The following is a 14898-nucleotide window of genomic DNA, read 5'->3' as shown; positions in this document are numbered from 1 at the left end:
CGCTTTACGCGACCTGCGGCAGACTATCACCAACATAGCACTTAGCCATTAGTCGGGTGGGGGCTCGCTGCAAAGCATGCTTCGATGCACCTCAATAAAAAGAACAATGCGGGAGCTGATGGATGAACACTCTGAGATCGATGTCAATCAGTCGGCGCCTGTGGCTGATCCTTGTAGTAGCGGTAGCCATGCTGGTGGTACTGGGCCTGCTGATGCTGCGGCAGATCCATGGTGACCTGTACCAGGCCAAGGCGGAGAAAACCCGCCATGTGGTGCAGACCGCCGCAGGTGTGTTGGCCTATTACCAAGGCCTGGAAGCTGCCGGCACGCTCAGCCGCGAAGCCGCCCAGCAACAGGCACTGCAGGTCGTGCGCGCGCTGCGCTACGACCATGACGACTATTTCTGGATCAACGACCTGGGGCCGAAGATGATCATGCATCCGGCCAACCCCAAGCTCGACGGCCAGGACCTTTCAGCCATCCGCGATCCCGATGGTTTCGCCGTGTTCAACGAAATGGTCGCCCTCGCCCGTCAGCAGGACGCCGGCCCCGTCAACTATCGCTGGCCCAAGCCCGGCGCCAGTGAGCCGGTAGCCAAGACTTCCTATATTCAGCTGTTCAAGCCGTGGGGCTGGATCATCGGTTCGGGCGTGTATGTGGATGATGTGCAGGCCGAATTTGCTCGCCAGTTGCGCGACGCTTCGCTGGTCGGCGTCGGCATTGCCCTGCTGATGGCGCTGGTGGTCATGCTGATTGCCCGCAGCATCGCCCGCCCGCTGCAGGAAGCGGTGCAGGCCATGGGCAACATCGCCAGCGGCGAAAGCGACCTGACCCGGCGCCTGGACACCCATGGCAGCGACGAAATCACCCACCTGGGCGAGCACTTCAACCGTTTCAACGGAAAACTCCAAGGCGTAGTCGGCCAACTGCAAGGCGCGGCCCACGCGCTGGCCCAGTCCGCCGGGCACGTCGGTGACAATGCGGGTGCCGCACAACAGCGCAGTGCCCAGCAATCGCTACAGATGGACCAGGTGGCCACTGCAGTCAATGAGGTGACCTACGCCGTGCAGGACGTGGCCAAGACCGCTGAACAGGCCGCCGGAGAGATGCGCACGGCACAACAACAAGTGACCCACGGCCAGCAGGCCATCCACGGCAGCCTGGCGCAGATCGACCGCCTGTCGCTGACCATCGATCAGGCCGTACAGGTGATTCGCGACCTGGCCGGGCACAGCACACGCATTGGCGGCGTGCTGGACGTGATTCGTTCCATTGCCGAACAGACCAACCTGCTGGCGCTGAATGCCGCCATCGAGGCGGCGCGGGCCGGCGAGCAAGGCCGAGGCTTTGCCGTAGTCGCCGACGAAGTGCGACTGCTGGCCCAGCGTACAGCCCAATCGACGGCCGAGATTCATACCATGATCGAGCACCTGCAGAGCCAGTCGGACGCTGCGGTCAAGGCCATCGATACCAGCAGCGAGGCATCGCGCCAGACCGTCGAACAGGCACGCGAGGCCGGCGCCAGCCTGGACGCCATCAACCAGGTACTTAACAACCTCACCGCATTGAATGCCTCCATCGCCAGCGCCACCTTGCAGCAGTCGCATGTGGTCGAAGAGATCAACCGCAATGTACTGGATACCGCCGGGTTGTCGCAGCAGACCGCCGATGCGGCGCGTCAGTCCAGCGATGCCGGGGTGGCGCTGGGGCAGTTGAGCGTGGAACTGGAGCAGTTGTTGCGCCAGTTCCGGGTCTGAGAACAAGCCCTTGTTGGGAGCGGGCATGCCTGCTCCTGCAGGTATCGAGTGACCTTGAGGCCTGCGCTGCGCCTGTGGGAGCGGGCATGCCCGCGAAGGAAGCAACGCGATGGGCGGCACCGGCGCTGCCGGTGTTCGCGGGTGAACCCGCTCCTACCAGGGGGCATCCCGCCGCTGCGCCCTACACCTTCCGCGGCCGACCCGCTACAATCGCGCCCCTCCCCCGTAGCCTCCAAGGATCGCCGATGTCCGGCCTTGAACTCATTGCCGCCGTCCTCGGCGTAACCGCTGTCTGGCTCACGGTCAAGCAGAACGCCTGGTGCTGGCCTATCGGCCTGGTCATGGTGCTGATCTATGGTTGGCTGTTCTACGAGGTAAAGCTGTATTCGGGCATGTTGCTGCAAGTGGCCTACGCCATCCTGCAACTGTACGGCTGGTGGCAGTGGAAACGCCCCGACCACGCTGAAGACGCCCGCCAGGTCTCCCGCCTGCAACGCCCGGCATTGTTCACCGGCCTGACCGCCGGGGTGCTGCTGAGCGCCGCCCTGGGCGCAGCCATGGCCAACTGGACCGATGCCGCCCTGCCCTGGCTGGACGCCACCCTGACCGGCTTCAGCCTGGTGGCGCAACTGTGGATGGCACAGAAACGCCTGCAGTGCTGGCCACTGTGGGTCGTGGTCGACATCATCTATGTGGGCCAATACCTGCATCAGCAGCTGTATTTCACCGCAGGCTTCTTTGCCGTGCTCACCTTGATTGCTGTACGCGGCTGGCTGGAATGGCGCCGCGACCCGGCGCTGGTACAGCCATGAGTACGCAACAAGCCATGAAAGTGCTGGTACTGTGCGGCCCGGAATCCAGTGGCAAAAGCTGGCTTAGCGGGGTGATCCAGGCACATTTTGGTGGCGTGGTGGTGGGCGAGTACGTGCGCCACTTCATCGACCAGCAATGCCGTGACACCTGCTATGCCGATATTCCCGCCATCGCCCGCGGGCAATTGGCATGGGAGGACCGTGCGCGCGAGCAGGCGCCACCGCTGCTAATTCTCGACACCCACCTGCTGAGCAACATGCTTTGGAGCCGCGCGCTGTTCGACGACTGCCCAACCTGGCTGGAAGAAGCCCTGCTGGCACGGCGTTATGACCTGCACCTGTTGCTCAGCCCGCAAGGGGTGGACTGGATTGCCGATGGCCAGCGTTGCCAACCCGACCTCAGCGATCGTCAACGCTTTTTCGACGACAGCCTGGCCTGGCTGAAGCGGCATAACCAGCCGCGCCAAATCCTTAATGGCAATTGGCCGCAGCGCCAATTGCTGGCCTTGCAAGCGGTTGCTACGCTGCTTGGTGGCGATGCGCCAGCCTTCCCGACCGAGTGTTAAACCACTGATACATACCGCTGGGGCAAACCCCCCGAAATTGCGGGGTTCCCCCCCCGCCCAGGGCCAGTGTCAAGCGCGTGAAACACACTTGCAAAAACCCTTCCAATCAAGGCCGCTGCTGCCTTTGCCGGCAACGCTCAAGGCAGGCTGTTTCACTAATGAGACATGCAAGCGCCGTATTTTGTCAGCCTCTTGCCCTAACTATCTGACCTGAAAAGGATTCTAAAAAGCGGCACACCTTCTGCTCTGTCGTTCGCATTGCTGACCAGGGCCAAAGAAGGAGTTGCCGCCGTGAGGAAAAGTGACAAACGCCTCTATCACCTATTACTGGTGGGTTGTGTACTGGGGTCACTAAGCCTGACGGCTCAGGCGGACAAGGGGATCATCATCATCAAGCGCGATGTGCAGGTGCGCAACGCAACCATTCCCCCCCTGATCCCAGACCCAAGCCCTACCACCGTCAATGCCAACCCGTCGGCCTACGTGCTCAAGCAAACCAGCGAGCTGAGTGATGGCGACTTCGCCAGCGTCAGCAGTGGCGCAGGCATCAGCAACATGATCACCCAGCAGACCAACAACCTGGGTGGCAACCTCGGCAACCAGAACCAGCTTCCCAACTTGGCGGGCGGACGCGGTACGGGGTCGGGTAACGGTATCTCGAACATGGTCAACTCAAGCGTGCAGCGTGGCCTCGCGCCGCTGCAGATTCTGACCGGCGGGGGCAAGTGAGATGAAGCGCACATTGCTGATGCTGGCCGCCCTTTGCACTGCACCGGCCTTCGCGCAATCCCTGGTTCCCGTCATCAATAACGCTGATATCGACAGCTCCGGCAGCCGCTATCAGGGCAACCTCTCTGTCAACCAGGCCGCTGGCGACAAACAGCAGCAGGTCAATGCGCGTGCCATCGCCGTCGGCCCCGAAGCCCATGCAAGTACCCAGATCCGGCAACGGCTCAACACGCCCGCCGACCCCGCGATGGACGCCCGCTCGACCATCCAGGGCACCGCGTTCAGCAACGGCAGCGGCGCCCTGGGGGTCAACCAGAGTGCAGGCGCCAACACCCAGCAAGCCAACGCACTGAACATCAGCATTGGTGCGCAGCCGCAAAGCATCGACGACAGCGTCCTCATGCAACAGAACGTGGCGCTGATCAACAACTCCGGAGCAACTGACATTCCAGCAGGCTATCGCCAGGTCACCACCAGTGACCAGGCCTTCACCGGTAGCCGGGGGGTGATCCAGTTGAACCAGAGTGCCGGGGTGGGAAACCGAATGGCCAACACCTTGAGCATCCGGGTCGCGGATTGACCCTGCAGTTAAGAACGACACTTAACCTAATAGCGTACGGAGAATCACCATGAAACCCTCGATGGCAATCAAGCCTCTGGTTTTCGCAATTGCTGCGGTCATGGCTGTTGCTGTACAAGCTGGGCAAAATGATCGGCGTAATGACCACCATAACGGCCACCATAACAATGGTCATCACACGCCTCCACCCACCAAGATCCCTGTGTATGCAACGGCCAATGCCTGGGATACCCAGACCAGCACGCGTAACCGCATCACCAACCAAGGCACCATCAACGATGCCGAGATGAGTGACTCTGGCACCGGCTCCAGCGGCAACGTTGGCATAAACGTGGCGGCCGGTAACGGCAACCAGCAAGATAACGCCGCCGCCATTGCCAACGCAGGCTCCGACTCGAGCCTGGACAACAGCTTCGTGTTCGGCATGGCCAATGCCACGGCTGACGTTGTGCAAACCAGCAGAAACAACCGGGTCGACAACTATTCGACCCAGTCTTCGGCTGTGATGAGCGGTTCAGCCAGCGGGGCTGAGGGCAACATTGGCATCAACATTGCCGGTGGCGACCTCAACCAGCAGAAAAACACCATGGCCATCGCCAACACCGGCGCCCCGTTGGGTAACGCCACCGCCACCGCTTCGGCCAATCAGGACGGCCCAGGCCTGATTGTAAACAACAGCGCTGACCGCACCTACCGGGTGGATACGATTACCATCACCAAGTCGGCCAGCGGTTCAAGCTCGCGTGATGGCTCGTTCAACTCGACCGACGACCGCAGCTCGTCCTCGAGCTTCAGCCTTGCCGGTGCGCATAGCGCCAGCTCCAGCGGCTCCAGTGGCTGGAACTCCAGCGGCTCGCAATCCAGCAACGCCAGCGGCTCCCACAACTCGAGCGCAAGTGGCTCGAGCGGCTGGGGTGCCAGTGGCTCTGCCAGCGGCAGCCACAGCGCGTCGAGCAGCGCCAGCCTGTCAGCTTCGCTGGACGCTGCAGCCAACGCCACGAGTACCCATACCACCGACTATGGCCGTTACGAGCGCAGCCACACCAACTCCTTCGATGGTTCGCTGAGTGCGTCGCTGGATGCATCGGTCGACAAGTCGCACGAAAGTGCATACGACTCGTCGTTCGAGAAAGCATTCGACTCCAACTACGACAAGTCGCATCAATCGGCGTATGACAAGTCGAAAGACTCTTCGTACTCCAAGTCTCACGACTCTTCGTACGAGAATGCTTCAGCGTCCGATTTCTCGAAGTCTGGCGAGCAATCGAAACAATCCTCGAACGACGTTTCGAAGAGCTACAGCGAAAGCAGCGCTTACGACTTGAGCAATACTGTGTCCTTCCAAGTGCTGACCCCGACCGGCTGGGCCAACCCAGTTACCAACACTGCAACCCTTAGCGGTTCGGTGAATGGTGGCAGCGGTAACCTGGGCGTGAACGTAGCAGCCGGTGTGGGCAACCAGCAAAGCAACTCGCTGGCCATCTCCAACACCTCGTTCTGACCGCTGTGCTTGAGGCCCCCTTCGGGGGGCCTTTCTTCAACACACCGTAAGGCACCCGATCATGCGTATTTTCGCCTTGGCGTTTTTGCTGTGCCTGGCCAGCGTGAGCGAAGCTGCACAAATGCCCCTGTCCGTCCTGCCGGGCGGCGCCGTGGTGTTCAAACCGATCCAGAGCTTGCGTGAACGCAAGTTCGCTGACCTGGTGCAACAAAAGACCGACTTCAGCTGCGGCGCCGCCGCGCTGGCAACCATCCTGCGCCAGGCCTACTGGCTGGATGTGGACGAACATCAGATCATCGAAGGCATGCTGGCCCACGCCGACCAGGACCTTGTGCGCACGCAAGGCTTCTCGATGCTCGACATGAAGCACTACGTCGAAAGCCTGGGGATGCGTGCCCGCGGTTACCGGGTGGCGCCCGAAACCCTGCACAGCGTGCGCATTCCCGTCGTGGTATTGATGGATGTGCGCGGCTACAAGCACTTCGTGGTCATGCAGAAAGTCGACAAAGGCTGGGTGTACATCGGTGATCCGGTGCTGGGCCACAAACGATACAAGGTCGATGATTTCCTCAAGGGCTGGAACGGCATCATCTTCGCGGTGATCGGCCAGGGTTACGACAAGAACAACATCCTGCTCGACCCGCCCATGCCACTGACCGCCAAGGGCCGGGTGAACAACTTCACCCCCGTGCAGGACTCAGAGTTGCTGGACTTCGGCTTCATCAGAAGCGACTTCTTCTAACGACTGTTCTAATGACAAGGAGCATGATGCTCCAGGGAGCATTTCATGAAGACTTCATTGTGGTTGGCCATGGCCTGTCTGGCAGCCAGCCTGCCCAGTCACGCAGAGGCATTCAAACCCATCGAACTGAAGGACCAGGAGCTGGCGAACCTGCGGGGCCGCTATGTGATGCCCGGACGAATCGTGAGCTTCGGTATCATCATGTCCAGCACCTGGCAAAATGCCAAAGGGGATGTGATCGGGGCAACGTCCACGCTGCAGGTTCAGCAATCGACCATCAAGCCCCAGTTCTATGTATCGATGATTGATAAAAAAGGCGCAGGTACGGCACCGAACAGCGCTTCTGCTGCCGGGACTGGCGTGGTAACGGGCGGCAACGGCCTGACCACCACCGAAGGTGTGACCCAGGTGGTGCGTGCAGCCGGTGACAACAACGCCGCTTACAACAACGTCGATATCAACGTGACCAAAGCCAACCACGCCCCCGCCGTACAACAGCACGGCCAGGTACTGGCCGCCGGCCAGACTCTGGTCGGGGAGAATGGCGCCGGCGCACTCAGTGTGTCTTCCAGCGGTGTGGGCGTGCAGCTCAACATCAATGCCAGCAACAACCAGGGCAGCAGCGTGCAACGCCTGGCCCAGGGTGGCTTGCTGCAGAACTCGACGCTACTCGGCAACGGTAACCTGGTCAACAACGTCACCAGCCTGAACGTTGTCATGCGTGAGAGCGTGCCTACAGCGGCTTCGCTCAGCGGTAGCCTCGACCAGCTCAAAGGTCTTCGCACCTTCGGATACTGATCTACGCTCAGTCTCATCGAAAGTAGTTGGAAGGGACGGCAACTCCATGTACCGATCTTTTACGCTCAGAGCTTTTGTGTGCTTGACTGCCTTGGCCCCAGCCACAGCACTTTACGCAGCCGCCGATCCACAGGTCGAAGCGCTGAAACAGGAACTGATTGAACTCAAACGCCGCTATGAGGCACAACAACAGGCACTGATGGTGCTGGAGCAACGTGTGCGCCAGGTCGAGGAGGCCCCTGCTGCAGCGCCGCCCAGACGCCTGGTCAGGTCTCCCGCCGAGGGGGTAAAAGGTGCGCAAACCGTCGCTTCCGGGGCTCCGGGCACTACAGGTAGCTCCTACGGCCAGGCGCTGACGGCCGACTCCCAGCCGGCGCAAAGCGTTACCAACCTGTATGACGAAGCCAGCGGATTCTTTGGCGGGGGCAAGTTCAGCTTCGAAACCGGCCTCACCTATACCCATTACGATACCCGTGCGCTGACCCTCAATGGCTTCCTGGCACTGGACTCGATCTTCCTCGGCAGCATCAACCTCGACCGGATCAAGGCTGACAACTGGACCCTGGACATGACCGCGCGCTATAACCTGGCGCAGCGCTGGCAGTTCGATATCAACGTCCCCGTGGTCTACCGCGAGTCCACCTATTCGTCTGGCGGTGCAGGGGGGGCCGGGGCAACCACTTCCGATGCCACCGTGACCCGCGACCCGGAAATCGGCGATATCAACGTCGGAGTGGCCTATAAATTCCTCGACGAGGACGAAACCTGGCCGGACGCTGTGGCTACCCTGCGAGTAAAGGCACCGACCGGCAAGGACCCCTATGGCATCAAACTGCGCGAAGTGGACGGCAACAACAACCTCGCGGTACCGGAAAGCCTACCGACGGGCAACGGTGTATGGTCGATCACACCGGGCATCTCACTGGTCAAGACCTTCGACCCGGCTGTGCTGTTCGGCAGCCTGTCCTACACCTACAACATGCAAGACTCGTTCAGCGACATCAGTCCACAGGTGAACAGCAAGGTGCCGGGTGACGTCAAGCTCGGCGACTCATGGCAGATCGGCGGCGGCATCGCCTTTGCCCTGAACGAAAAGATGAGCATGTCGTTCTCGGTGTCCGACCAGTTCGCCCGCAAGAGCAAGATCAAACCTGATGGCGGCGACTGGCAATCGATTTCCAACAGTGACTACAACGCCGCCAACTTCAACATTGGCATGACCTTCGCCGCCACCAACAACCTGACCATCGTACCCAACCTGTCCATTGGTCTGACCGATGATGCACCTGACTTTTCCTTCAGCCTGAAATTCCCTTATTACTTCTGATAGTTGCCATCGGCCGGGGCTGTGCGAACAACCCCGGCTTGGTTACCAACCTTGTAATCGACCGCCTTCCCTGCCCTGGCCTGTTATCATCAAGCACAGATGCATGACGATTTAATGGCAAAAGGGAAGTTTTTGTGAAGAACCTGTCCGACCACCCACGCACCCGGTTTGCCGCTTTGGCGGCCCTGGTGTTGGTGATCCCACTGGGTACGCGCGCCATGCTGGGCTGGTCCAACCCGTTCGGTTACCTGTCCGACCTCGCCCTTGGCAGCCTGTTGATCGTGCTGCTACACCGCAGGCCGTGGTGGCTTGCGCTGCCCGTGCTGCTGGCCTGGGCGGCGCTGTGGGTGGCCTCGGCCGAACTGGTAAGCGCAGTGGGCCGACTGCCCACCAGCGCCGACCTGAACTACCTGTTCGACCCGCAATTCATGGAGAATTCAACCGGTGGCGGCCTGGCCCATGCCTGGCTGCCCTGGGCCCTGGGTGGCGGCTTGCTGGCTTGGCTGGCCTGTGCGTGGCGCAGCCGTGCACAGGCCAGCCAGCCACTGCCGCGCACGGCCTGGGCCATACCCGTACTGCTGTTTGGCGCGCATTGGGGCAGCCAGCAGTTGCTACCTTCCGATGCCGACCAGTGGCGGCAATACAACCTCCCCCACCAGTTGATGTCTGCCGGGGTCGGTAACCTGCAACGCCAGGTCGAAGGCTGGATGGGCCGCACACAAACCTTCACCCCGCTCGCCAGCAGCGGCCTGACTCAATCCGACCTGCATGGGCAAAGGCTGCTTGCCGGCCCGGGAAGCGCCCGCAACTTGCTGGTGATTACCATGGAAGGCATCCCCGGCGCCTACCTGCGGCCTAACCGCCAGGCGCTGAACAGTCGTTTCAATGAGGACTTGATGCCCAGGCTCAGCAAGTGGGCCGAGCGCGGCATGAACACCCCAGACTACGTGCTGCACACCCACCAGACCATCCGTGGCCTGTATGCGATGCTGTGCGGCGATTACGACAAGCTGGCCAATGGCACGCCCAAGGGCGTGGAACTGCTGACCCAGAACGAACGCAACCAGGCCTGTCTGCCGGCACAATTGCGCCAGGCCGGTTTCACCACCCACTACCTGCAAGGCGCGGGCCTGCGCTTCATGGCCAAAGACCGCATCATGCCGCACATCGGTTTCGATTCGGTGCATGGTCAGGAGTGGTTCAGCAACAAGAACTACCTGGACTTCCCATGGGGCAAGGATGACCGCGCCTTCTTCGAAGGCGCCCTGGGCTATGTGGGCCAGTTGCAGAAGCAGGACAAGCCATGGATGCTGACGCTGCTCACCGTGGGCACCCACCAGCCCTATTCGGCGCCGGCCGAGTACCTCAAGCGCTACGACACACCGAAACAGGCAGCGGTCGCCTACCTGGATGACGCGGTCGGGGCATTTCTAGACAATCTCGAGCGCCAGGGCGTCCTCAAGGACACACTGGTGGTGCTGACTTCCGACGAGTCCCACGGCATCGATGGCGTGCGCCTGGCCTCGTCCTGGGGCTTCAACCTTACCCTGGCGCCAGAGCAGGCCCAACTGCCAACCATCAAGCGCGGTACTTACGGTCACATCGACCTGGCCGCCTCGCTGCTCGACTACTTCGCACTGCCCATTCCTGTCGCGCTTGGCGGCCGCTCGTTGTACCGCGACTACGACAGCGGCCGAGAGATGATCTCTTACACCAACGGCATGCTGCGCTACCACAACGGCCAGGGCCTGTTCACCGAATGTGACTTCCAGCAGCGCTGCCGGCGTTATGCCAGTGAAGGCTTCATCGCCGACCAGGCCCGCTACCTCGGTCCGGCCGACAGCCTGCTGGGCCAGCAGATCAGCGCCCTGGCCGGGGTGCTCGACCAATCCTTGCTGCAAACCCCGCTCAACCTGCGTTACCAGTTCGGCGGCCCTTCACCGATCAAGTTGCGCAAGCGCATTCACGATGACTGGGCCGACAACCTGATTGGCGCCCAGTACCTGGAAATGCCTGAAGGCTCGCACACCCGCGTGCGGGTCAAGGTACGCTCGCTGGACCCCAAACGTGTGGCCTATATCCGGCTCAAGGCCAAGCAGTTGGAACAAGACGTGCCGCTGGGCCTGCCAGAAGAGGTGAAGGTCACCGCCGACGCGCCCCTGGAGATGGAGTTCAGCTTCGACAACCCGACCGAGCGCAAGGCGTTTTCCTTCCATTTGCTGGGCTATGGCGGCGGCAAGGTAGAAGTCAGCGACTTCAGCGTAATCACCGCCCTGCCTGGCGAGGATGACGGCGCCGATGAACTGGCCGAGGGGCATATCGCCCATTCGGGCTGAGCCGGTACCGCTCATCGCCCGGCCACCGGTGCCTGTCGATTCGACCCGGTCGTACTCGACCAAGGTGTGAATCCCCAGCGAGGAGACAGCACCATGAGCACCAGCGCAAGCAGGCACCCGGTGGTTTCCCGCAGCCAGTGGCTGGCGGCTCGCCAGCAACTGTGGCTGCACGAAAAAGCGTTTACCCACCACCGCGACGCGCTAGCTGCAGCCCGTCGCGCCTTGCCTTGGGTAAAGGTCGAGCAGGATTACCGCTTCTTCGGGCCAGACGGCGCGTTGAGCCTGGCCGACCTGTTCGCAGGCCGCAGCCAGTTGCTGCTTTACCACTTCATGTTCGCCGAGGGCTGGAGCGAGGGCTGCCCCGGCTGCTCTTTTCTGGCCGATCACTTTGACGGCGCCAACCTGCACCTGGCACACCACGATGTGTCGCTGGTGGCGGTGTCTCGGGCGCCGTATGCCGAATTCCAGGCATTTCGCCAGCGCATGGGCTGGCAGTTCCCGTGGTATTCGTCGAATGGCAGCGACTTCAACGAGGACTTTGGCGTCAGTGTCGGCCGTGAAGGCCAGCGGCAGTACAACTATGAGCCGTATGAGGGCAATGAAAGCGAGCTGCCCGGCTTGAGTGCATTTTTCCGCGAAGCCGACGGCAGCGTCTACCACACCTACTCAACCTACGCCCGCGGGCTGGACATACTGGTCAACACCTACAACTTCCTCGACATTGCGCCACTGGGGCGCAACGAAGGTGGGACCATGGACTGGGTGCGGCACCATGACCGCTATGAAGGGCACCCGGAAAAGCCTCACTGTTGTCACAGATGATGCAGGCAACACGCACCTGTGGGAACGGTTTTACCAGCGAACACCGGCAGAGCCGGTGCCATCCACCGCGTTGGTTTCTTCGCGGGCATGCCGCAGGGTTAGGCATTAACGCTGATGGTTGCCCGCAAAAACGCGTGCATATTTACCACATGTTGCACCGGGACAGGTTCGAGGGCGTACTGGCCGCAAGCGAACAGTTGCCGCTTCACGCTGAACTGGCGGGGGCCAAGAGCGGCGCTCTTCTCCCTCGCCAGTCAAACGCTGCTGGATACCTTGATGCAGGTGCACGCTGACGCGCCGCCAGCCGAATTTACCGGGAGGATAATCGGGCTGCCCTTACCCACCTGAGTGGTAGAACAATCAACGGAGCCACCAGTTGCTCGCCGAAAGTCAACACACTGCGCGTTTCGCGACAATACAGAAAATAGACGTTGTATTATTCAGCGTCCACTTTGCCGTATTGAAGCAGATGCAACCATCTTATTTTGGCATTGGTGCCTATCCATCGTATCTCCCGGACGCCTTTGGGTAGACTAGTAGGTACATCCGACAGCAACGGCACCTCAAAGCCATCACCTTCAAAGTCTTTAGAGATGATGTATTGCCTGAAGCACAGCAACCCCAACCCGCCAAAGGTAATCAACCTGTTACGATTGTACGGCCGCGCCGCGAAACGCACGCTTCCGCCCTCGTTGCTGATGGCGGTTTCCCTCCAGAGTGGAATCAACGAACCGAAAGGTAATTTTTTGCGGACCGGGTCACCGTCAAATAATGGCAGTGGATACATATTCACGTTGACTCGCGCCCCAACGGGTGGTTCCACTTCATCGCCTTCGTCGCGCCGTGAAATATTTGCGAGGTTTTGATTGACAATGGAGTTGACATACCCCGGCGTCACAAAATCCAGCAATACCACCTGCGGGGCACTCCAGTTAGCCGGGTAGCTATTAAGATTGTGTGCCAGTTTTTCATTGATGACTTTCGCCATTTTTTCGACCGAATCCGCCCCGCTCTGCGGGGTGCGAGTCCAGTTGAGCATGAAGCCGACGCCATATTCACCCGGCACATGCCTTGCCCACTTACCCAACTGATCTTCAATCACAGCATCTGTGTCTTTCGAATTAGCGTAGTCATCCACAATTTGATACGCATCCCAAGAATTTGGACCCTTTGTTTTTCTATAAAAACCTGAGTCAGGCGCATCCATCAACCCTTCACTGACCACCAGCATTTTCCCGCGCAAATCCTCCAGGATAAATTGGTTCACCGGTTTGCGCTCACCCGGTTCGGCACTGACTTTGTGCAGACGATTCGCATGGCGATTAATCATCGTTTGAATGGCTGAGACGTCAGCGTCGGGTATATGCGTGAAGCTCAAGATCACGAACTCTCCGCGATTTTCTGTCAAGAACGTGTCAACGGAGGTGAGTACTTCGTCGAGCGTCGCGCCGTCGCATCCCGGCCCCGCGCCGGTGCCTGTCCGATGGTAACAAAGCAGTTGACCATCAGCGCGAGCGACCCGGATATCCAGGTAACGAACACCCATCCGGAGTTGCTCCGCAATGGAGGCGCGTTGCGCTCTAGATGCTGCCTCACCAAAGCCTCCCCCGGTGCAATTATGCAGTGGGCCATACATGCCAGCGTTATGGCTGCCGGGAAGCACCATATCTTGCACGCGAGTCGTACCTATCAATCTGGTCATCCACGCCTCGGTGGGCAGCGCATTTAGCGATCCCTCGTATACGAATATTTCGTCGTCCGTGAGCGGCTCTCCGCCGCGCTGAAAATACATCGAGGCATCAAACTCCCCGTACGGCGTCGGCGCCTTACCCTCCACTCGAACCCAACGCTTACCATCGTCCGGGTTGCGGGCACCAATGGCGCCGAACCACCAGTTATTTGATGTTCCTGTATGACCTTGAGCGATGAAAACGTCCTTGAATACCAGCGTTTGGTCCATGCCACTGAAACTACCGCCCGTCACGGTCAGTTTCAACGTGCCTTTGAAACCAAAATTGAGTTTATCGGGAGCATGCCCGAACGTATTCTCGGAATCACTGATGTAGCTACTGAACCAGTTCGCGACAGCGTCCGTACCGTGCCGCCCCACCTTGAAGCTCATAGTTCCATTGCTGGAGAAACTTCTTGTAAACGGTGGGTCGATATAGTTATCAGGATCTTGGCCACTGGAAACCTTCGCCGACGTAATTTCGTAGGAGCCGTAAACAATCTCGTTAGCCGTTCCAAAGGGTTGGCCATATTTGGACCGGAAATGCACCTTGTTATCGTGATACGTCTGCTCCACGTCTGCCTGCGGTTGAACTGCCTCGGCTCGCGCCTTTTTCCCGGCGCGCAGTACCAAAGGTCGAAATGCCCAGGTCGCGCCAAGCGTACTCAACTCTTCAAAATTACAAGCCCCGTGGACAATTCTATCCTCAGCATCCCTAATCCAATAGGGAAGAGCGAATTCATAGTCCGAAAGATCACCTGTAAAACCATCAGCGTACAGACTGAACCTGACACCTGACCCGTCGTGATATAAAATCTCCCAACCATCGGCGTATTGTGCTTCTGACTGACCGTCAGTCTGCAGACTGTGCTTCACGAAGGGTGAATTGGTATCGCTCAACGGAGCACTTTCACTAGCTGCGAAGGGTGCTGCATTCATTGTGGGCCTGGCCGTTCCAATCCTTCGCCTCCAACGGCCATCAGGGTTGGTAAGTGTCACTACCTCCATGTCAAACATACCAGGCCTGACAAGCATGGCCGGACGTTCAATTTCTTCGAATTCGCCCCAGTCCACCGGGTCTGTACATTGCTTAGGGGTGTAGACACGGATGAGCACGTCCCCGGAGGGGCTGATATAACTGATCTCTTCGAATTCGTCGCTCGCCAATTCAGTCATGACCATCCACCTGCTTCCGTTAT

At 59.8% G+C, this 14898-nt stretch carries 12 protein-coding genes; 11 read left to right on the top strand and 1 reads right to left on the bottom strand.

Annotated elements, in window-relative coordinates; genetic code table 11:
• The first annotated feature begins 122 nt into the window (after positions 1-122).
• From GST84_11610 to GST84_11560, 11 genes are all read left to right on the top strand, one after another.
• Positions 123-1757 carry a HAMP domain-containing protein gene (locus tag GST84_11610; GenBank protein ID XGB12979.1) on the top strand — a complete coding sequence of 545 codons (1635 nt, stop codon included), beginning with the start codon at positions 123-125 and terminating at the stop codon, positions 1755-1757.
• A gap of 245 nt (positions 1758-2002) precedes the next feature.
• Complete coding sequence (locus tag GST84_11605; protein ID XGB12978.1) at positions 2003-2569, top strand: nicotinamide riboside transporter PnuC; 567 nt, start codon at positions 2003-2005, stop codon at positions 2567-2569.
• On the top strand, positions 2566-3135 hold the full coding sequence (locus tag GST84_11600; protein ID XGB12977.1) for an AAA family ATPase: 570 nt from the start codon (positions 2566-2568) through the stop codon (positions 3133-3135). The genes GST84_11605 and GST84_11600 overlap by 4 nt, the downstream gene beginning before the upstream one ends.
• Before the next feature lie 291 nt (positions 3136-3426).
• Positions 3427-3864, top strand: a complete 438-nt coding sequence (locus GST84_11595; protein ID XGB12976.1) for a hypothetical protein — start codon at positions 3427-3429, stop codon at positions 3862-3864.
• Between the two features lies 1 nt (position 3865).
• Positions 3866-4444 carry an adhesin gene (locus GST84_11590; protein XGB12975.1) on the top strand — a complete coding sequence of 193 codons (579 nt, stop codon included), beginning with the start codon at positions 3866-3868 and terminating at the stop codon, positions 4442-4444.
• A gap of 49 nt (positions 4445-4493) precedes the next feature.
• Positions 4494-5945 (top strand): heme utilization protein, encoded by a 1452-nt coding sequence (locus GST84_11585; GenBank protein ID XGB12974.1) that lies wholly within the window; start codon positions 4494-4496, stop codon positions 5943-5945.
• A gap of 61 nt (positions 5946-6006) precedes the next feature.
• Positions 6007-6687: a peptidase C39 gene (locus GST84_11580; protein XGB12973.1), complete on the top strand. Its 681-nt coding sequence runs from the start codon at positions 6007-6009 to the stop codon at positions 6685-6687.
• A gap of 45 nt (positions 6688-6732) precedes the next feature.
• Positions 6733-7485, top strand: coding sequence for a hypothetical protein (locus GST84_11575; protein XGB12972.1), 753 nt, complete (start codon positions 6733-6735; stop codon positions 7483-7485).
• Positions 7486-7531: 46 nt separating this feature from the next.
• A complete protein-coding gene (locus GST84_11570) occupies positions 7532-8812 on the top strand; it encodes a hypothetical protein (GenBank protein ID XGB12971.1) in 1281 nt (426 codons plus the stop codon).
• 134 nt (positions 8813-8946) lie between these two features.
• Entirely contained in the window at positions 8947-11148 is a 2202-nt protein-coding gene (locus GST84_11565; protein XGB12970.1) for a sulfatase-like hydrolase/transferase, read from the top strand.
• Between the two features lie 93 nt (positions 11149-11241).
• On the top strand, positions 11242-11970 hold the full coding sequence (locus GST84_11560; GenBank protein ID XGB12969.1) for a DUF899 domain-containing protein: 729 nt from the start codon (positions 11242-11244) through the stop codon (positions 11968-11970).
• A gap of 436 nt (positions 11971-12406) precedes the next feature.
• On the opposite strand, the gene GST84_11555 is transcribed toward GST84_11560, so the two are convergent.
• Positions 12407-14881, bottom strand: coding sequence for a phosphatidylinositol-specific phospholipase C domain-containing protein (locus GST84_11555; protein ID XGB12968.1), 2475 nt, complete (start codon positions 14879-14881; stop codon positions 12407-12409).
• Positions 14882-14898: the final 17 nt, after the last annotated feature.

Origin of the sequence: Pseudomonas putida, from assembly GCA_041879295.1 — a bacterium.
GTDB classification, from domain to species: domain Bacteria; phylum Pseudomonadota; class Gammaproteobacteria; order Pseudomonadales; family Pseudomonadaceae; genus Aquipseudomonas; species Aquipseudomonas putida_Y.
This window is presented reverse-complemented; position numbering and strand designations above follow the sequence as displayed.

Coding starts and splice junctions, on each gene's coding strand:
- GST84_11610 (XGB12979.1), top strand. CDS start 123: ATGAACACTCTGAGATCGATGTCAATCAGTCGGCGCCTGTGGCTGATC.
- GST84_11605 (XGB12978.1), top strand. CDS start 2,003: ATGTCCGGCCTTGAACTCATTGCCGCCGTCCTCGGCGTAACCGCTGTC.
- GST84_11600 (XGB12977.1), top strand. CDS start 2,566: ATGAGTACGCAACAAGCCATGAAAGTGCTGGTACTGTGCGGCCCGGAA.
- GST84_11590 (XGB12975.1), top strand. CDS start 3,866: ATGAAGCGCACATTGCTGATGCTGGCCGCCCTTTGCACTGCACCGGCC.
- GST84_11585 (XGB12974.1), top strand. CDS start 4,494: ATGAAACCCTCGATGGCAATCAAGCCTCTGGTTTTCGCAATTGCTGCG.
- GST84_11580 (XGB12973.1), top strand. CDS start 6,007: ATGCGTATTTTCGCCTTGGCGTTTTTGCTGTGCCTGGCCAGCGTGAGC.
- GST84_11575 (XGB12972.1), top strand. CDS start 6,733: ATGAAGACTTCATTGTGGTTGGCCATGGCCTGTCTGGCAGCCAGCCTG.
- GST84_11570 (XGB12971.1), top strand. CDS start 7,532: ATGTACCGATCTTTTACGCTCAGAGCTTTTGTGTGCTTGACTGCCTTG.
- GST84_11560 (XGB12969.1), top strand. CDS start 11,242: ATGAGCACCAGCGCAAGCAGGCACCCGGTGGTTTCCCGCAGCCAGTGG.
- GST84_11555 (XGB12968.1), bottom strand. CDS start 14,881: ATGGTCATGACTGAATTGGCGAGCGACGAATTCGAAGAGATCAGTTAT.